Source organism: Micromonospora sp. NPDC049257, from assembly GCF_040678915.1.
Lineage (GTDB): Bacteria > Actinomycetota > Actinomycetes > Mycobacteriales > Micromonosporaceae > Micromonospora > Micromonospora antibiotica.
The window spans coordinates 803,875-820,596 of record NZ_JBFAQU010000001.1; the positions used below are offsets into that span (position 1 = coordinate 803,875).

General features: G+C 71.3%; 19 protein-coding genes. 15 read left to right on the plus strand and 4 right to left on the minus strand.

Translation table 11 applies throughout. The features are described from left to right. Positions 1 to 125 precede the first annotated feature (125 nt). Positions 126 to 2,087: an AAA family ATPase gene (locus AB0K25_RS03640; RefSeq protein ID WP_357533345.1), complete on the minus strand. Its 1,962-nt coding sequence runs from the start codon at positions 2,085 to 2,087 to the stop codon at positions 126 to 128. A gap of 323 nt (positions 2,088 to 2,410) precedes the next feature. Between AB0K25_RS03640 and AB0K25_RS03645 the strand changes: the two genes are divergently transcribed. The 3 genes from AB0K25_RS03645 to AB0K25_RS03655 all read left to right on the plus strand — a co-directional run bounded on the left by AB0K25_RS03645 (position 2,411) and on the right by AB0K25_RS03655 (position 5,391). After that, positions 2,411 to 2,992, plus strand: a complete 582-nt coding sequence (locus AB0K25_RS03645) for a metalloregulator ArsR/SmtB family transcription factor (protein WP_219465835.1) — start codon at positions 2,411 to 2,413, stop codon at positions 2,990 to 2,992. Between the two features lie 176 nt (positions 2,993 to 3,168). After that, positions 3,169 to 4,506: an MFS transporter gene (locus AB0K25_RS03650; protein ID WP_363818172.1), complete on the plus strand. Its 1,338-nt coding sequence runs from the start codon at positions 3,169 to 3,171 to the stop codon at positions 4,504 to 4,506. Between the two features lie 33 nt (positions 4,507 to 4,539). After that, positions 4,540 to 5,391: a menaquinone biosynthesis protein gene (locus tag AB0K25_RS03655; protein WP_219465839.1), complete on the plus strand. Its 852-nt coding sequence runs from the start codon at positions 4,540 to 4,542 to the stop codon at positions 5,389 to 5,391. A 26-nt stretch (positions 5,392 to 5,417) separates the two neighbouring features. Here the strand turns inward: AB0K25_RS03655 and AB0K25_RS03660 are convergent, their stop codons facing one another. Both AB0K25_RS03660 and AB0K25_RS03665 read right to left on the minus strand, forming a co-directional pair. After that, positions 5,418 to 6,374, minus strand: a complete 957-nt coding sequence (locus tag AB0K25_RS03660) for a hypothetical protein (protein ID WP_357532981.1) — start codon at positions 6,372 to 6,374, stop codon at positions 5,418 to 5,420. After that, positions 6,374 to 7,357, minus strand: a complete 984-nt coding sequence (locus AB0K25_RS03665; RefSeq protein ID WP_219465841.1) for a hypothetical protein — start codon at positions 7,355 to 7,357, stop codon at positions 6,374 to 6,376. The genes AB0K25_RS03660 and AB0K25_RS03665 overlap by 1 nt, the downstream gene beginning before the upstream one ends. A 370-nt stretch (positions 7,358 to 7,727) precedes the next feature. Between AB0K25_RS03665 and paaA the strand changes: the two genes are divergently transcribed. Genes paaA through paaE form a run of 5 tightly spaced genes read left to right on the plus strand, consistent with a single transcriptional unit; the run spans position 7,728 to position 11,490 of the window. Further along, positions 7,728 to 8,801: a 1,2-phenylacetyl-CoA epoxidase subunit PaaA gene (gene paaA / locus AB0K25_RS03670; RefSeq protein WP_219465842.1), complete on the plus strand. Its 1,074-nt coding sequence runs from the start codon at positions 7,728 to 7,730 to the stop codon at positions 8,799 to 8,801. Continuing rightward, the gene (paaB, locus tag AB0K25_RS03675) at positions 8,798 to 9,109 is read left to right on the plus strand and encodes a 1,2-phenylacetyl-CoA epoxidase subunit PaaB (RefSeq protein WP_219465848.1); all 312 of its coding nucleotides are present in this window, start codon (positions 8,798 to 8,800) and stop codon (positions 9,107 to 9,109) included. Before paaA ends, paaB begins: the two co-directional genes overlap by 4 nt. Further along, positions 9,106 to 9,831 (plus strand): 1,2-phenylacetyl-CoA epoxidase subunit PaaC, encoded by a 726-nt coding sequence (gene paaC / locus AB0K25_RS03680; RefSeq protein ID WP_219465849.1) that lies wholly within the window; start codon positions 9,106 to 9,108, stop codon positions 9,829 to 9,831. The genes paaB and paaC overlap by 4 nt, the downstream gene beginning before the upstream one ends. Positions 9,832 to 9,856: 25 nt before the next feature. Continuing rightward, the gene (gene paaD, locus AB0K25_RS03685) at positions 9,857 to 10,393 is read left to right on the plus strand and encodes a 1,2-phenylacetyl-CoA epoxidase subunit PaaD (protein ID WP_363818178.1); all 537 of its coding nucleotides are present in this window, start codon (positions 9,857 to 9,859) and stop codon (positions 10,391 to 10,393) included. Continuing rightward, the gene (gene paaE / locus AB0K25_RS03690) at positions 10,390 to 11,490 is read left to right on the plus strand and encodes a 1,2-phenylacetyl-CoA epoxidase subunit PaaE (protein WP_219465850.1); all 1,101 of its coding nucleotides are present in this window, start codon (positions 10,390 to 10,392) and stop codon (positions 11,488 to 11,490) included. The genes paaD and paaE overlap by 4 nt, the downstream gene beginning before the upstream one ends. Before the next feature lie 125 nt (positions 11,491 to 11,615). Here paaE and AB0K25_RS03695 read toward each other — a convergent pair whose 3' ends face one another. Then, positions 11,616 to 12,032 (minus strand): hypothetical protein, encoded by a 417-nt coding sequence (locus tag AB0K25_RS03695; RefSeq protein WP_363818181.1) that lies wholly within the window; start codon positions 12,030 to 12,032, stop codon positions 11,616 to 11,618. Here AB0K25_RS03695 and AB0K25_RS03700 point away from each other — a divergent pair. From AB0K25_RS03700 to AB0K25_RS03730, 7 genes are all read left to right on the plus strand, one after another. Beyond that, a complete protein-coding gene (locus AB0K25_RS03700) occupies positions 11,968 to 12,726 on the plus strand; it encodes a helix-turn-helix transcriptional regulator (protein WP_363818184.1) in 759 nt (252 codons plus the stop codon). The two genes, AB0K25_RS03695 and AB0K25_RS03700, sit on opposite strands and share 65 nt — an antisense overlap. 7 nt (positions 12,727 to 12,733) lie before the next feature. After that, a complete protein-coding gene (locus AB0K25_RS03705; protein WP_219465853.1) occupies positions 12,734 to 12,937 on the plus strand; it encodes a DUF397 domain-containing protein in 204 nt (67 codons plus the stop codon). A gap of 10 nt (positions 12,938 to 12,947) precedes the next feature. Next, a complete protein-coding gene (locus AB0K25_RS03710) occupies positions 12,948 to 13,133 on the plus strand; it encodes a DUF397 domain-containing protein (RefSeq protein WP_363818187.1) in 186 nt (61 codons plus the stop codon). Between the two features lie 26 nt (positions 13,134 to 13,159). Further along, complete coding sequence (locus AB0K25_RS03715; protein ID WP_219465855.1) at positions 13,160 to 13,306, plus strand: hypothetical protein; 147 nt, start codon at positions 13,160 to 13,162, stop codon at positions 13,304 to 13,306. 442 nt (positions 13,307 to 13,748) lie between these two features. Continuing rightward, positions 13,749 to 15,095 (plus strand): hypothetical protein, encoded by a 1,347-nt coding sequence (locus AB0K25_RS03720; RefSeq protein WP_219465858.1) that lies wholly within the window; start codon positions 13,749 to 13,751, stop codon positions 15,093 to 15,095. Beyond that, the gene (locus AB0K25_RS03725; protein ID WP_357021680.1) at positions 15,092 to 15,853 is read left to right on the plus strand and encodes an endonuclease/exonuclease/phosphatase family protein; all 762 of its coding nucleotides are present in this window, start codon (positions 15,092 to 15,094) and stop codon (positions 15,851 to 15,853) included. Before AB0K25_RS03720 ends, AB0K25_RS03725 begins: the two co-directional genes overlap by 4 nt. Before the next feature lies 1 nt (position 15,854). Then, the gene (locus AB0K25_RS03730; RefSeq protein WP_363818191.1) at positions 15,855 to 16,577 is read left to right on the plus strand and encodes a hypothetical protein; all 723 of its coding nucleotides are present in this window, start codon (positions 15,855 to 15,857) and stop codon (positions 16,575 to 16,577) included. Positions 16,578 to 16,722 lie beyond the last annotated feature (145 nt).

Consider the following 16,722-nt stretch of genomic DNA (forward strand, 5'->3'; position numbering starts at 1 on the left):
GCTGTTCCACCCGGTGCGGTGGCAGCGCCACCGGCGGCACGGCGGAGGATGCCCGGCCGGGCGGCCCTCACCCTCGCCGCCGGTCGGGGTCGGCTACCGGCCGTGGTCGGCTCCGCCGGTCGGGGTCAGGGCGTCGGTGGTTCGGCGAGCGGGCCGGGCAGCGGAGCGGTGTGCAGCACCGACAGCCCGGACACGGCCCGGGTCAGCGCCACATAGAGGCGGTGCAGGCCGCGCGGCTCGGCGGCCACGATCGCGGCCGGCTCCACGACCACCACGTGGTCGTACTCCAGGCCCTTGACCAGGGTCGCGGGGACCACGGTGACCCGCGCCGAGGCCGTCGGGTCGTCGGCGGTCGCGGTCGGCACCCCGGCGGCGGCGAGGGCCGCACGCAGCCCGTCCACCGTGTCGTCGGCGGCGATCACCCCGACCGAGCCGTCGTGCCCGAGCGCCGCGCGCACCTCGGTCACCGTCGCCGCCGCCAGATCGGCCACGGTACGCACGTCGAGCGCCCCGTCACGCCGCAACGACACCGCCGGGGGTACGTCGACCGCCAACTCCGGCAGCAGCCGGTTGGCGAACGCGACCACCACGGCGGGCACCCGGAAACCCACGGTCAGCGGCACCACCACCGCGTCCGGCTTGCCCAGGTGGGCCAGGGACTCGCGCCAGTCGGTGGCGGCCCACGGCGCGGTGCCCTGGGCCAGGTCGCCGAGCAGGGTGATCGAGCCGTGCTCACTACGCCGGGCGATGGCCCGGCACTGCATCGGGGAGAGGTCCTGCGCCTCGTCGACCACCACGTGCCCGAACCCGGCGGCCCGTTCGATCAGTCCGGCCGCCTCGTCGATCAGCACCGTGTCGGCGGCGGTCCACCGGGTCGCCTTCGGCGTCCGGCCGAGCTTCGTGCCGTGCAACAGGGCCTGCTCGGCGGTGGTGAGCAGGCCGTCGGCGGCGGCGGCCAGCAGGTCCGGACCGGCGAGCAGGGAGTGCACCAGCCCCTCCGGGGTCAGCGCCGGCCACACCGCGTCGAGGAAGGCGGTCACCGGTCGGGACTTCCCCATCCGGCGCAGCCAGGCGTCCCCCGGCGACTCGGCCCGGCGGGCCTCGGCCTGGCGTTGCAGCAACCCCACCACCCGGGCCCGGACCCGCTCCCGCCCGGTGTCGTACGGCAGGCCCTCCCGGCGGGTCTCCTCGATCACCCGGTGCAGCGGGTCCAGTCCGATCCGCCAGCGGAACGACCCGTCCGACACCATGATCGGTTCGGTGGGGGCGGTGATCCTGGCGGCTGCGGCGCGGCGGAGCACCTCGGCCATCCGGGGGTCGTGCTTGAGGGCGGCGACCGCCGGGTCGTCGACCGCCCGGACGGGCACCCGGGCGACCAGGTCCTCCACGGTGGCCTGGGCCACCTCGACCTCGCCGAGGGCGGGCAGCACCGCCGCGATGTACGACAGGAACGCCCGGTTCGGGCCGACGATCAGCACCCCGGCGCGGCGCAGCCGCTCCCGGTGCAGATAGAGCAGGTACGCCGCCCGGTGCAGCCCGACCGCCGTCTTGCCGGTGCCCGGGGCGCCCTGCACGCAGATCGAGTCGGCCAGGTCCGCCCGGACCAGCTCGTCCTGCTCGGGCTGGATGGTGGCGACGATGTCACGCATCGGCCCGACCCGGGGGCGTTCGATCTCGGCGGTGAGGATGCGGCTGGTGGTGCCCAGCTCCTCGCCCCGGTCCAGGTGCTCGTCCTCGAAGCTGGTCAGCGCCCCGGCACTGAACCCGAACCGCCGTCGTACCGCGACGCCCTGCGGGTCGCGGGCGCTGGCCCGGTAGAACGAGCGGGACACCGGGGCCCGCCAGTCCAGCACCAGCGGCTCGCCCCGCTCGTCGGTGACGTGCCGCCGGCCGACGTGGTAGCCCCGGCCGGCGTGCTCGGGGTCGGTGGGGCCGAAGTCCAGCCGGCCGAAGAACAACGCGGTGGTCGGGTCGTCGGCCAGTTCGGCGACCCGCCGGGCCAGGTGCCGGCCGAGCTGCTCGGCGGTGTACGCGTCCCCGGCGACCTTGTCACCGGTGGCGAAGAGCGACTGGGCGCGTTCCCGCATCCGGCGGAGGGCCTGTCGGGAGGTCTCCAGGTGGGCCTGCTCGGCGCTGAGTTCCGTTTCGAGGCGGGTGGGTTCGGGGTGGGTCCTGCCGCGTTCGTCGGTTGCGGGCACGGTGATCCTCTTTGGCGGTCTCGATCGGCTCGCCCGCGTATCCAGGACAGGTCCTTGGCGCGTGGGGACGTCCGCTGCGGTGCTACCTCACCACGGCCGTCGAGCGGTCAACCAGCCTACGCGCCGTCCAGCTTCCATCTCCACCCAATTCCCCGCCCCCGCGTGGCGGCCGGTTGCTGGCCGGGGTCCCGGACAGGCGGGATCATGGGGTCATGACCGAGCCGCACCCCGAGCCGCGCCGGATGACGATCAGCGACCCGCAGGTGATGCGGGCGCTGGCCCACCCGGCCCGGATCGCGATCATGGAGCATCTGAGCACGCGTGCGGGGGGCGGGACGGCCACCGAATTGGCCGAGATCGCCGGGTTGTCGCCGAGTGCGACCAGCTACCACCTGCGGGCGTTGGCGAAGTTCGGCCTGGTCGAGCAGGCACCCAGCCGGGGTGACGCGCGGGAACGGGTGTGGCGCGCGTTCAGCCAGAGCTGGCTGGTCGAGGCCGGGCAGGGGGCCGGCCCGGAGGCGCGGGCCGCCGAACAGGCCCTGGTCGAGGCGCACTCGGCCCGGGACGCCGAGCGGATGCGGACGTGGCTGCGGCACGCTGCCGACGAGCCCGCGGAGTGGTATCGCGGTGCCCTGTTCAGTGACTCGTTGCTGCTGCTCACCGCCGAGGAACTGGCCGGGCTGAACGACGCGGTGATGGCGTTGTTCGAGCCGTACCGGCAGCGGAACCGGTTGGCCGACCCGCCGTCCGACGCCCGCGTCGTCGCGGCCCAGTACCGCACGATCCCCCTCTAGAGGGGCCCGCCCCGCCCCCGGCCCGCCCGCCTCGCCCCTGCTCCGGCCTGGCATGGTCGCCATGTCGCTGATGGTGCGGTATCAGGGCCGTCGAATACCGCTATATCGATGACAAGGAGTTGATCAGCCACGGGTAGGGGTTGCTCCGACCAGTTGTGAAGGATTATTTTCGAAGTATGTCCTTCACGACTGACGCGTCGCGCTGGTCCGACGTCTGGATCGCCGCCACCGCCCGCGGCACCACCATCTGCGGGGACTTCCTCGCCGCCACCGCGCTGGCGCTGGCTCTCCAGTCCGCCGGGGCGAGCGGCCTGGCCGTCTCCGGGCTGCTGCTGGCGGCCACCCTGCCGCTGGTGCTCTGCGCGCCGCTGGCCGGCCGGCTCGCCGACCGGGTCGACAGTCGTACGCTGCTGGTCAGCGTCGGGTCGATCCAGGCGGTGATCTGCGTCCTGCTCGCCTTCGCCACGCAACCGGTGGTCGTCATCGGCCTGGTCGCCCTGCTCGCCTGCGGGCTCGCCGTCACCCAGCCCTGCCTGGCGGCGCTGCTGCCGGCGATGGTCCGCCCCGGCGACCTGCCCCGGGCCAGCGCCGTCAGCCAGACCGCCGGCTCGCTCGGCGCACTCGCCGGGCCGGTGCTCGCCGGGCTGCTGGTCGGGGAGTTCGGCACCCGCGTACCGCTGCTGTTGGATGCCGTCAGCTACCTGGCGCTGGTCGGCGCGGGCCTGGCGTTGCGCACCCGGCGGGGCGGCCGGGAGGCGGTGACCGCGACCGTCGGCACCGGTCCCGCCCCGGCCTGGCGGCTGCGCGCGGACCCGTTGATGCTCGCCCTGGTGGTCAGCACGGCGGCGGTGATCACCGCGATCGGCGGCATCAACGTGATCGAGGTGTTCTTCATCCGGGAGACGCTTGACTCCTCGGCCACCGTCTACGGCCTGGTCGGGGCGGCCTGGATGGCCGGCATGCTGCCCGGCAGCTGGCTGGCCGCCCGGGTGGCCCGCCGGCTCACCGACGACGGCGCGCTGGTCCACGGGGTGCTCGCCACGCTCGCCGGGTGCAGCCTGGTCGTGGTGCTCGCGGCGACCGTCCCGACGGCGGCGCTGCTGGTGCCGCTCTGGCTGATCGGCGGCGCGGCCAACGGCGGTGACAACGTCTTCGCCAATGTGCTGACCGCCCGGCGGGTGCCCGAGCCGCTGCGCGCCCGCGCGTACGCCGTCATCGGCGCGGCGGTCCAGGGCGGCTCCATGGCCGGCTACCTGATCGGCGGCGCGCTGCTGGCGGTGCTCCCCCCGCGCCCGCTGATCGCCGCCGCCGGGATCGCCGGCCTGCTGGTGGTGCTGGCGTTCGTGCCGGTGGTCACCCGGGCGGTGCGTCACTCCCGCTCCGGCCCGGGCACACCGACGTGGAGCGGGGACGGGCCGCCGCTGTCGGAGGCCGCCGGACCGCCCCCGGTCGGGGCAGGCCCTCCGACGAGGGGAGACGGTGCGGGGTTGACCACTCCCCGGGCCTCCCGATGAGCTGCCCCGGACCGGCGGGGATACGGTCGGGTCATGGCTGAGCGCGTGGCACGTCCCCGGGTCGGGCACATCCAGTTCCTCAACTGCCTGCCGATCTACTGGGGGCTGATGCGCTCCGGCGCGCTGCTCGACGTCGACCTGCACAAGGACTCGCCGGACCGGCTCAGCGCCGCACTGGTCGCCGGTGACCTGGACATCGGCCCGATCTCCCAGGTGGAATACCTGCGGCACGCCGACGAGCTGTTGCTCCTGCCGGACCTCGCGGTGGGCAGCGACGGGCCGGTGCTCTCGGTCAACGTGGTCTCCACCAGGCCGCTGGCCGAGCTGGACGGCGGGCGGGTCGCCCTCGGCTCGACCTCGCGTACCGGGGTGCTGCTGGCCCAGCTCCTGCTCGCCGACCGGTACGGCGTCCACCCGGAGTACTTCCGCTGCCCGCCGGACCTGACCCAGATGCTGCTGGAGGCCGACGCCGGGGTGCTCATCGGTGACGTGGCGCTACGCGCCCTCTACGAGGCGCCCCGTCGGGGGTTGGCGGTGACCGACCTCGGGCAGGCGTGGCGGGAGTGGACCGGGCTGCCGATGGTCTTCGCCGTCTGGGCGGTCCGCCGGGACTTCGCCGCCGCCCACCCGGGCCTGGTCAAGGAGGTGCACGAGGCGTTCCTGCGGTCCCGTGACCTGTGCCTGGCCGAGCTGGACCAGGTGGCCGAGGCGGCGGCCCGGTGGGAACCGTTCGACGCGGCGACGCTGGCCACGTACTTCCGTGCCCTCGACTTCTCGTTGGGCGCGCGGCAGGTCGCCGGCCTGCGCGAGTTCGCCCGTCGGGCGGCGGCGACCGGCGAGGCCCCCGCCCTGCCCGACGGCGGCCCGGAGTTCTTCGCCGGCTGAGCGCACCGGCCCCGGACCGCCCCCGGTCAGGTGGCGGGTTGGAGCAGCGCCTCGGTGATCTTCTGGCAGTTCTTCATGCCGTATTCGTAGCCCAGGTTGATCGGGTAGCGGACCATCACGCCCATCGTCCAGGTGTCGCCGATGGCCAGGCAGTTGATGTGCATCTCCTGCTCGCGGGTCCGGTCGATCCAGCCGTTCTTGATGGCGATCTTCTTCTGCTCGGCCGCCGGGAACGCCTTACGGATGCCGAAGTCGCCCGAGCCCCGGACCAGCTTCATCTCGTTGAGCAGCCACTTGGTCCACGTGGGGCCGGCGGCGCGGCCGTCGGCGATGCAGTTGCCGAGGCGGGCGGTGTCGCGGGGGGAGAGGTTGGTCCGGCTCCAGCCGCCGTCGGCGGACACGCTGCTGTCGGTGAGCTTGCAGATCGAGATCAGCCGCTTGATCGAGGCCGACCGGCCGACACCGTTGTAGAACTGCTCGGCCCGGGTGTTGTCGCTGTCCCGGATGATCCGGGTGGCGTCGGCGAGCTTGGCGTCGCTCGGGGTCTGCCCGGCGTCGGCGGCCCGACGTAGGTAGTCGGCGACGATCCACGACTTGATCAGCGAGGCGGTGGTGCTGGTCTCGCCCATGTTGTCCGAGCCGATGATCTTGCCGGTGCGGCGGTCCAGCACGCTCCAGGCGTACCAGCCCCGGAGGTTGAGGTCGAGGTCCCGGTCGGCGAAGGGCAGCGGCGTCAGCGAACGGGTCGAGGACGGTGCCGGGGTGGGCAGTTCGGGGCGGTTGTGCCGGTCGGCTGCCCCGTCGGAGCGCGGTGCGGCGGACGAGTCACCCCAGTGCGAGGCGGCGGTGGATTCCAGCGGCGAGCCGGGCAGCAGCCGCAGCGAGACCAGCACCAGGCCGACCAGGATCGCGGCCACAGCGATCAGCTTCACCGGCTGGCTGTCGTGCCGACCACGGCGGTTGCTCCGCCGGCTGCCCGCCATCAGAGCTTCCCGACCGGCTGCGGCACCTTGAGTGCGGCACCGGGCTGCGGGGTGACCAGTTGGGTGGTGACGCTGGCGCACACCTTCGCGCCGTAACTCAACGGCTGTTTGATCGAGTAGCGCATCATCACGGCGAGGCTCCACTTGTCGGTGACGGCGAGGCAGCTGACGTGCCAGTTGGCGTCGTAGCTGAGGGCGGTCCAGCCGTTCTTCATGGCGACCGGGCCCTGCGACTTGATCGCGGCGGGCAGCCCGTCGATGATGCCCCACCGGCCACCGCCGGAGCGGGCTTGCTGCTTGGTGACGCTGCCCTGGACGTGAGCCATCTCGTTGAGCACCCACTTGGTCCAGATGGGTCCGGCGGCCCGGCCGTCGGCGATGCAGTCACCGAGCCGGGTGGCGTCGCGGGGGGACATCCGGGTGAAACTCCACCAACCCTCGTAGCCGGGGACGTTGCCGCGCTTGGTGTCGGTGAGGCCGCAGATGCTGATGGCCCGCTTGAGCACCGGGCTGGGCTGGCCGTTGCCCAGCGCCCGGTACGACCCACCGGCCGCCGCGTAGAGCCGGTTGGCCGCGTCGTCGTTGCTGTCCCGGATGGCCAGGCTGGCGTTCTTCTTCATCGCCGCCGATGGCGTCCGCTTGTCGAGCTGGCGCAGGTAGTCGGAGACGATCCAGACCTTGAACATCGACTCGGTGGAGCTGGTCGAGGTCATGTTCTTGGAACCGGAGATCTGGTCGGTCTCGCGCTCCATCAGGGCCCAGCTGAAGAACGACCCCTGGAAGTCCACCGCCACCGGGCCGGCGGCGAGGGTGAGGGCCGGTGGCGGGGTGGGCGCGGGGGCGGGCACCTTCTCCGCCGCGCCGCCGCCGATGCCGCCTGCCACGTCGTCGCCGGAGAGTTCGGCGTAGGCGGCCGGGACCAGTAGGCCGGCGCCGAGCAGCACCGCCATGACGGCGAGCACCATGATCACGCGAGATCGCATGAGTTGGGTGAACTCCAGATGTCAGGGCCGGGGGGCCGGCTGTTTCCGAGGGTGTCGGCTCGATCGCCAGGCCGGGGGACGGTGGCCTATGTCGTGGTGGCGATCGTCGGCAGCCGATCGGTGGTGACCGGGGAAGTCTACGTCCGGACAGCCGACGCGCCAGAATCCGACGCACGGCAAACTGCCGGTAAGTCGAGATAAAGGCACGATATGCGGCAGTTAGGGGCATTCATCTTTGATCAGTGACCTAACTCATAGTCACAGGGGTGCCCTGGTGTCGACCGGGAGCATCCGCCTGGTGACGGAGGGGCTTACTCAAATCCTGTTACACCCTCTGGTGTCATGGGCGGCGAGCTGTAACACTTGGCGAATGTATGGCAACGACTTCGTCCCGCAGGAGGACGCGCCCGGCGGTGGCCTGCTCGGTCAGGTCGAGGCCGCCGAGGTGGCGCTGCGTGAGGCGGCGGCCCGCAGTCGGGAGGGTGCCGCCGCGCCCGGCGAGGATCCGGCGGCGTACTTCGCCGACGTGATCGACGCCGACCAGAAGATCGAACCGCGTGACTGGATGCCCGACGCCTACCGTCGGACCCTGGTCCGGCAGATCGCCCAGCACGCCCACTCGGAGATCATCGGCATGCAGCCGGAGGGGAACTGGATCAGCCGGGCCCCCTCCCTCAAACGCAAGGCCATCCTGCTGGCCAAGGTGCAGGACGAGGCCGGTCACGGCCTCTACCTCTACGCCGCCGCCGAGACCCTGGGCGTCAGCCGGGACGAGCTGGTGGAGCTGCTGCTCGACGGCCGGCAGAAGTACAGCTCGATCTTCAACTACCCCACCCTCACCTGGGCCGACGTGGGCGCGATCGGCTGGCTGGTGGACGGCGCGGCGATCGTCAACCAGGTCCCGCTGTGCCGCTGCTCCTACGGGCCGTACGCGCGGGCGATGATCCGGGTCTGCAAGGAGGAGTCCTTCCACCAGCGGCAGGGCTTCGAGATCCTGCACACCCTGTCGCACGGCACCCCGGCACAGCGGGCGATGGCGCAGGACGCGCTCGACCGCTGGTGGTATCCGTCACTGGCGATGTTCGGCCCGCCGGACGGTGACTCCACCCACTCCGCCCAGTCCATGGCCTGGAAGATCAAGCGGTTCTCCAACGACGAGCTGCGGCAACGCTTCGTCGACATGTGCGTGCAGCAGGCGGAGATCCTCGGCCTCACCATCCCCGACCCCGACCTGCGTTGGAACGAGACGCGGCAGGCGTACGACTTCACCCAGCCGGACTACGACGAGCTGATGCGGGTGATCAAGGGGGAGGGCCCGTGCAACCGGCAGCGGATGGAACACCGCCGCCGCGCGCACGCCGACGGCGCGTGGGTCCGTGAGGCGGCCACGGCGTACGCGGCGAAGCAGCGGGCCGAGTCGCAGCGGGAGAAGGTGGCCGCGTGAGCGCGCCCGGTGAACCGCCCCGGACCCCGGTGACCTCGCCGCTGTGGGAGGTCTTCGTCCGGGCCCGCCGTGGGTTGTCGCACACCCACGTCGGCAGCCTGCACGCCCCCGACGCCGAGCTGGCCCTGCGCAACGCCCGGGACCTCTACACCCGCCGGCAGGAGGGCGTCTCCATCTGGGTGGTGCCGGCCGGCGCGATCACCGCGTCCAGCCCCGACGAGAAGGACGCCTTCTTCGACCCGGCCGCCGACAAGGTCTACCGCCACCCCACCTTCTACGAGGTGCCGGACGGGGTGGACCACCTGTGAAGGGTCCTCTCGACTTCACCCTCGCCCTCGGCGACGACGCGCTGGTGGCCGCCCAGCGGCTCGGCGAGTGGGCCACCCGCGCCCCCGAGATGGAGGAGGACATCGCGCTGGCCAACATCGCCCTCGACCAGCTCGGCGCGGCCCGCCTCCTGCTGTCGTACGCGGGTGAGCTGGAGGGCGCCGGCCGGGACGAGGACGCGTTGGCGTTCCTGCGCGACGACCGGGAGTTCCGCAACTGCCTGCTGGTCGAGCTGCCCAACGGCGACTTCGCGGTGACCATGGTGAAGCTGCTGCTGCTTGCGGCCTACCAGCTGCCGCTCTACACCGCGCTGGCCGGATGCGCCGACGAGCGGCTCGCCGCGATCGGGGCCAAGGCCCGCAAGGAGTCCGCCTACCATCTGGACCACTCCGCGTTGTGGGTGAAGCGGCTCGGCGACGGCACCGACGAGTCGCACCGTCGGGCCCAGGCTGCGGTGGACCAGCTCTGGCCGTACCACCACGAGCTGTTCACGGCGGACCCGGCGGCCCCGGTCGACCCGGCCACCCTGCGGGGCGACTTCGACGCCGTGGTCTCCCCGGTGCTGGCCGAGGCCACCCTGACCCGGCCGGCGACCGGCTGGACGCCGGGCGGTGGCCGCGACGGCGTGCACACCGAGCACCTGTCCTTCCTGTTGGCCGAGATGCAGGTGCTGCACCGCGCGCACCCCGGGGCGCAGTGGTGAGCCGTTCGGGCCGGGGGCGGCACCGGTGACCGATCCCAGGGCGGCCGTGGCGGCGGTGGTGGACCCGGAGATCCGGGTGATCACCATCGACGAGCTGGGCATCCTGCGGGCGGTCGACGAGGATCCGACGACCGGCCGGGTGCTCGTCACGATCACCCCCACCTACACCGGCTGCCCGGCGATGGACGTGATCCGGGCCGACATCCGGCGGGCCCTCGCGGTCGCCGGGCATCCCGACGCCGAGGTCCGGACGGTCTTCAGCCCGGCCTGGAGCACGGACTGGATCTCCGCCGAGGGCCGGGCGAAGCTCGCCGCCGCCGGCATCGCCCCACCTCCGATGGTCGGCCCGGTCGGCGGCGGCCCTGCCCCGGTCGGCTCGGTCGGCGGCAGGCCCGCCCCGGGCCGACCGCCCGGGGTGGTGCCGCTGACCCTGACCGTCCGCTGCCCGCGCTGCGGATCACCGGAGACGGAGCAGGTCAGCCGGTTCGGCTCCACCGCGTGCAAGGCGCTCTGGCGCTGCCGTTCCTGCTCCGAACCCTTCGACCACCTGAAGGCGCTGTGACTGTCACCATCACCCGCCCGGTCCGTCGCCGGCCGGCTTTCCATCCGCTCGCGGTCAGCGCCGTCGACCGGCTCACCGACGACGCCGTGGCGATCACCTTCGCGGTGCCCGAGGAGCTGCGGGCGACGTTCGCGTTCGCCGCCGGCCAGCACCTGACCGTCCGCCTGCCCGCCGGTGCGGACGTGCGGCGGTCGTACTCGATCTGCTCCACACCCGACGACCTGGCCCGGCACGGGCGGTTGCGGATCGGGGTGCGGGAGATCCCCGGCGGCGCGTTCTCCAGCTACGCCTGCGGCGCGCTGCGGCACGGCGACACCGTCGACGTGCTGCCCCCGCTGGGACACTTCACCACCGCGTTCGCGCCGGACCGGGTGCGGCACTACGGCGCGGTGGTCGCCGGCTCCGGCATCACCCCGGTGCTCGCGCTGGTCGCGACCGCCCTGGCCGTCGAGCCGGCCAGCACCTTCACCCTGGTGTACGGCAACCGCACGGCCAACACGGTGATGTTCGCCGAGGAGTTGGCCGACCTGAAGGACCGCTACCCGACCCGGCTGCACCTGGTGCACGTGCTCTCCCGGGAGCAGGGCGAGTCGCCGCTGCTGTCCGGCCGGATCGACGCCGACCGGCTGGGCCGGCTGCTGGACACCATCGTGCCCGGCGACGTGATCTCCGAGTGGTTCCTCTGTGGCCCCTACCAGCTGGTGCTGGACGCGAAGGCGGTGCTGACCGGTCCGGGCCGGCCGGAGTCGACGGTGCACACCGAGCTGTTCCACGTCGACGCCCCACCGGAGCCGGTCCGCCGGGCCGACCCGTCGGCGGGTGGCGCGGAGGTGACGATCGTGCTGGACGGCCGGTCGTCGCGGTTCACCATGGGCCCGGACGAGCGGGTGCTGGACGCGGCGCTCAAGGTACGCGGCGAGCTGCCGTACGCCTGCAAGGGCGGGGTCTGTTCGACCTGCCGGGCGAAGGTGGTGTCCGGTGCGGTGACGATGGCCCGCAACTACGCCCTGGAGCCGGACGAGGTGGCCGCCGGGTACGTGCTGACCTGCCAGTCCACCCCGACCACCGACACGCTGACTGTCGACTACGACGGATAGCGCTGTGGGCCGCTCGCCTCCGGGCGGAGGGTCTGATGTCTGTTGCGGGTCCTGTCGAGCTGATGACGTTAGCGACTCACCCGGGATCGACCGATTCCTGCCGTTTTCGCCACCTCGTCGACCTGTCAGTCGGCGCGGAGGTGGGCGGTCCAGTAGGTGAGGTCGGAGTGGTGCTCGGTGAGGGCGACCCGCTCGCCACAGGCTTCCTCGATCAGCTTGACCGCCTCGTCCAGGTGCGGCGGATTGCCGTCCCAGTCCTCGTCACGGAACAGTTGCAGCCCGACCTCGCCCCGGTCGTCGCCGAGGGCCTGCGCCGCGTCGGGTGACACCAGCACCACCGTGTAGCGGGCGGCCTCCCGCTCGGCCTCGCTGGGCGGCTCCCTGGTGGCGAGGCAGAGCGCGCCGACCGTGGTGGGCCGTGGGTTGGGTGGCGAGTTACGGCAGGTGCGGCGGGCCAGACGCCTGACCGGCTCGGGGGTGGCGACCCAGCTCGGCTGGCAGCCGTCGAAGCTCTCCCGGATCGAGACCGGCCAGCAGGGCATCCGGCTGGAAGAGATCGCCGCGCTGCTGGCCATCTACGGTGTCGTGGGCGAGGAACGCAAACGGTTGCTCGACATGGCCAGGCGGGGCCGGGAGCCGGGCTGGTGGGAGACGCACTCGGCCGGCCTGACCCCGTGGTCGCGTACCTTCATCCGGTTCGAGGCCGAGGCGACCCGGATAGTGGGCTGGCAGCCGTTGCTGGTGCCGGGCCTGCTCCAGTTGCCGGAGTACACCAGCGCCCTGATGAAGGCGTGCGGGGTGGCCCCGGCGGACGCCCAGGCGCGGGTCGCGGCCCGGCTGGGCCGGCAGGCGATCCTGGCCCGGGACGAGCCGCCGGAGCTGAGTCTGGTCATCGACGAGATGGTGCTACGTCGGCCACTCGGCGGTCGTCGGCTGATGGTCCGGCAACTCCACCATCTGATCGAGATGATGGATCGGCCCAACGTGACGCTTCGGGTGCTGCCGCTGGCGTGTGCCGGACACTCCGGGTTGGACGGAGCGTTCGTCCTGTTCGACTTCGACCGGCTCCCGCCGGTGGTGCACCTGGAGCACAAGATCTCCAGCATCTTCCTCGAGAAACCCGATCAGGTGGACGTGTTCCGTCGGGAGGCGGATACCCTGGCGGGGTCGGCGTTGAGCCAAGCCGAATCGATGAAGTTGATAGCCCGGGTCGCAGTGGAGCACGAGCGGGAGTGAGCCGCAGATGGTGATCGCAGAGTTGTCGGAGGCCACCTGGCGCAAGTCGACCCGCAGCGGCTCCGACACAGACTGTGTCGAGGTGGCTGCGGTGGCGCATGCGGTGGGGGTCCGGGATTCCAAGGATCGGTCCGGGCCGGTGCTGGCCTTCGACCGGTCGGCCTGGTCCGCCTTCGTCGCTGACCTGTCGACGCGTCCGTCATCGTGGTGACCTGACGACCATGCCTGATTCTTCCGGTGTGGCCTGGCGTAAGTCGACCCGCAGCGGTTCCAACGCCAACTGTGTCGAGGTGGCTCGGGTGGTGGGCGTACGCGATTCGAAGGATCCGGCGGGGCCGGTGCTGGCTTTCGAGCGCCGGTCGTGGGCCGCGTTCGTCGCTCATCCGCCGGTGCGTTCCGGGTTCTGACGCCGGGTATGGGCGGTTGAGGTGTGGTGACGAATCGTTCGCGTTCTTCGACTTCTGTGCACCCGGTTGGTGGTCATCCTCGACGGGGTGGTGGGCAGGTGGCCGCCGGCTACGTGCTGACCTGCCAGGCCAGCCCGGTGACCGACGCGCTGACGGTCGACTACGACGGGTGACGGTGGGCAGGTCGGTGTCGGGTCCCGGTGGGCGGTCTGTCCCGCCGCCCAACGCAGTGGTGACCGGGCTCGGATCCTGGGATTGCCGGAGCCACCCGGGTGTCGGTTTGGAGACAACCCATGCGTCTGGTGGGTCGGCCGGGCCATGGATGTGGCAGCCGGGGTGTACGACTGAGAGACGGCCGTCACGCCCATTGCCGCTGATCGAGAATGGTCTGCCGGCGTAACGGGCCGGGACGGTAGAGCCGGCGTGTCCGGTCTCCGGCGGCGAAAATCAGATCGGCGTACACATGTCAACAGTGGTGAAGAACCATGCCCGTTCGGTCATTCCTGCCCCGTACCCTCGCACGATGTTTTTCATTGACGCGTCTCGCTAGGGTTCTCCGGCAATCAAACGCTGTGTCCCAAGGCGCACACTCTGGGCGATGTGATCGGAGAGCGCGTGACGCTGAGTGAGAAGACGGCCCGTGGCAACGAGCCGTTGTCGGCGCTTGAACCTCAGCGTGAGACCGCAGGCCCGACTCGTGGCCGGCTGCGGAGCCTCGGACGGCGGATAGCCGATCTGGGTCCCTTCGCGCTCATCTTCGCGACGTACAGCCTTCTGGTCGATCACCTGCCCAATCAGTGGTTCAGCCAGGACTGGGTACGTTATGCCTTTGCCGTGCTGGCCGCCCTCTGTATGGGGATCGCCCTCAAATGGCTCGTCCAGCGACCGGGGCTACAGAGATTCGTGGGCCCCTCGTTGGCTGCCGGCACGATGCTGCCCGGGGCCCGGGAACCGCGGCCGAGGTCGTTCGTCTCCGCACGGCAGATCATGGAGGGCACCCGGAGCCGGCTGATGGCCGATCTGCGTACCGCCAGCGGGACCCGGGGTGAGGTCTTCGGGTGGTCGCAGTTCATGGGGGAGCAGGTCCCGCCGAGCGCCATCGGGACGTCGTACGGCCTTCGTATCGCCCTCGCACTGGACCTCAGGGAGGCGCGGCTCGACCGCCGGCGGTTGGTGGACAACGTGGTGGCGCTGCAACGGCCGGCAGGGGGTTGGGTCGCCCGCTCCCAACAGGACGTCGCCCGACCGGAAGTCACGGCATGGGTGCTCACCGCACTCGTACGAACCGGCCTGGATCCCGCCATCCGCTCCGAGTTGGTGGGACAACTCGAACGCATGATGACGCCGGAGGTCGACGGTGTCGGCTGGCAGCGCGTGACGGTTCTCAGCTCGGCGATCTCGGCGCTCGCCGAGGTTGCGCCCGCCTCGGCCAAGCTCGATGAGTTGACGACCCACCTGGTGGAGGGCGCCGTCCGGCAGCAGGCGGAGGGGGAGCCGGCCTGCATGGCCTGGGGCATGACGGTGAACCACGGGAGTGCGCCATCCGTACCGCACACCGCGAGAGCCGTGGTGGCTCTCCGCAAGGCGGCTCAGGCGGTTCGCGGTGACCGACGGGAGAAGCTCGACGAGTGTGTGGACGCGGGCATCGAATGGCTGATCCGAAACTCCCACTACGACGTCACTGACGAGCAGCTACGGCGGTTGACCAGTGCGGGCGACGCGATGGACACCATCATCGTCGGCCACTTCACGCCGGCCTGGGTGGCGCGGGCGCTCATGTGTCGCGCGGTCGATGAGCGGCGCCTGCCGCACCTGCAGCAGGCGGTCAGGGCAGTGCTCGACCTTCAAGAGAATGGGGTGTGGAAGTGGAAAGAGGAGCGAAAGGAGCCCACGTGGATGACCTATCAGGGGGTGCTGGTCGTACGGGACTACTCGATGCTGAATCTGCCCTGGCCACCTTGACCGATCGGATCCGGGTCGCGACCTGGAACGTCCGGGAGGGATTGCCCGCCGCCAGTGACGACGTGACCCGTCGGCCGGAGGCGCTGGCCGAGATGGTCGATCTCGTCGACGAGTTCGACATCGACGTGCTTGCCCTGCAGGAGGTGGACTTCACGACCGAGGGCGAGTCGGAGGTCCTGTCGGCGCTGCTCACCAGAACGGCGTTGCAGTATGCGGCCACCCTGCCGCTCTCCGAGTCGTCGTTCGAGCAGGGCAAGCGGGCGGGTGTCGCCATCGCCAGCCGCTACCCGGTCAGCCGGATCGGTGGAGTCGTGCTGCCCAACCCGCAGCTCTCCGCCACCAGGGGCCGCACCGTCATGGCGCTGCACGACAAGGGAATGGTGTCCTGCACGCTCGATTTCGGGTTTACCGAGGTGACCGTCGCCTCGCTGCATTCATTCCCCTTCCACCGGTTTGGTCGGGACGCTCGCGAGCCGGCGTTCTCCGGAATATGGAAGTCGGTGTCGGCAGCCCTGCCCCGGTCCGTCAGCGGGCAGGTGGTCATCTGTGGTGACTTCAACACGGAGGATCGCGACCTGGTGCTGGGCTCGATGGCGAGCCCGATGGTGCGGGCGTTCGGCGAGATGGCGACGCACAACGGGATGGCGATCGACGACATTCTCTTCTCGGCCGACCTGTCGCGAGGTGCCGAGCCAAAGCTGGTGAGCAATTTCTCGGATCACGAACTATGTGTGGTGGATCTCGTGTCGAGGTGGTGACATGTCGTCGCTCGTGCTGGACACAAACTCGATGTCGGCTGTTGAGCGGCAGATCATGGCGGCACTCGCCGGCAGTGCGGGGCAGCCGTCCGGGCCCGCCATCAGCATCCTGCGAGGGCTGGGCCGGCCGGAACGGTTGAGTGCCCTGCTCACCGAGTTGCTGGACGACGACTCCCGCGCGGACGCGGTGGCCGCTCGTTCGCATCCGCATGCTCTCGGCTTCGACAAGTTCATTCTGGCTACCTTCGGTGAATTCGGCCAGTTGCGCATGCACGTCTGGTGGCCTGGGCGGCCCAGGATGCGCGAGCATGTCCACGATCACCGCTTCGACTTTTCCTCGGTGGTGGTCGCCGGTCGACTCGACTGCCGCTACTACCACCCGGCCAGGAGCGGAGCGGTCCTCACCCGCTACCGGGAGTCGAGCCGGGATGGCGAGTCCGCCTGGCGTTTCGACCTCGTGGACGTGGTGTCCGTACGGGAGACCCTGGCAGTCCAACTCACACCGGGCTCGTCCTACTCGATGCCGTACGACCTGCTGCACCGGGTGGAGGCGGCGTCGACCACCACCGTCACCCTCATGCTCCAGGGACGGCTGTCGCGTGACTGGTCGTCGGTCCTGGTGGACACCACCGAGACAGTGCCGGCGCGGGTGGGTCGGCGCACCTTCGACACCGAGGAGATGCGTGGCAGGTTGATGGCGCTGAGAAGTCATCTCGCCGCCTGAAGGCGTGCGGAGCCACGGGCGGGTCACCCGGACGGGCCCGACGGCCAGCGCCGGGCGAGGTGGGTGGGCCTCCCGGCGCGTACCGGGTGCCGGTGGGGTGCTGGTCACCCGTCGCCGGTGCTGTGCGGAACCGGAGGGCTGCCCG

Coding starts and splice junctions, on each gene's coding strand:
- AB0K25_RS03655 (WP_219465839.1), top strand. CDS start 4,540: ATGGCTGAGCGCGTGGCACGTCCCCGGGTCGGGCACATCCAGTTCCTC.
- AB0K25_RS03660 (WP_357532981.1), bottom strand. CDS start 6,374: ATGGCGGGCAGCCGGCGGAGCAACCGCCGTGGTCGGCACGACAGCCAG.
- AB0K25_RS03640 (WP_357533345.1), bottom strand. CDS start 2,087: ATGCGGGAACGCGCCCAGTCGCTCTTCGCCACCGGTGACAAGGTCGCC.
- AB0K25_RS03730 (WP_363818191.1), top strand. CDS start 15,855: ATGTCGTCGCTCGTGCTGGACACAAACTCGATGTCGGCTGTTGAGCGG.
- paaA (WP_219465842.1), top strand. CDS start 7,728: ATGTATGGCAACGACTTCGTCCCGCAGGAGGACGCGCCCGGCGGTGGC.
- AB0K25_RS03650 (WP_363818172.1), top strand. CDS start 3,169: ATGTCCTTCACGACTGACGCGTCGCGCTGGTCCGACGTCTGGATCGCC.
- AB0K25_RS03710 (WP_363818187.1), top strand. CDS start 12,948: ATGCCTGATTCTTCCGGTGTGGCCTGGCGTAAGTCGACCCGCAGCGGT.
- AB0K25_RS03645 (WP_219465835.1), top strand. CDS start 2,411: ATGACCGAGCCGCACCCCGAGCCGCGCCGGATGACGATCAGCGACCCG.
- AB0K25_RS03695 (WP_363818181.1), bottom strand. CDS start 12,032: ATGCCCTGCTGGCCGGTCTCGATCCGGGAGAGCTTCGACGGCTGCCAG.
- AB0K25_RS03705 (WP_219465853.1), top strand. CDS start 12,734: ATGGTGATCGCAGAGTTGTCGGAGGCCACCTGGCGCAAGTCGACCCGC.
- AB0K25_RS03665 (WP_219465841.1), bottom strand. CDS start 7,357: ATGCGATCTCGCGTGATCATGGTGCTCGCCGTCATGGCGGTGCTGCTC.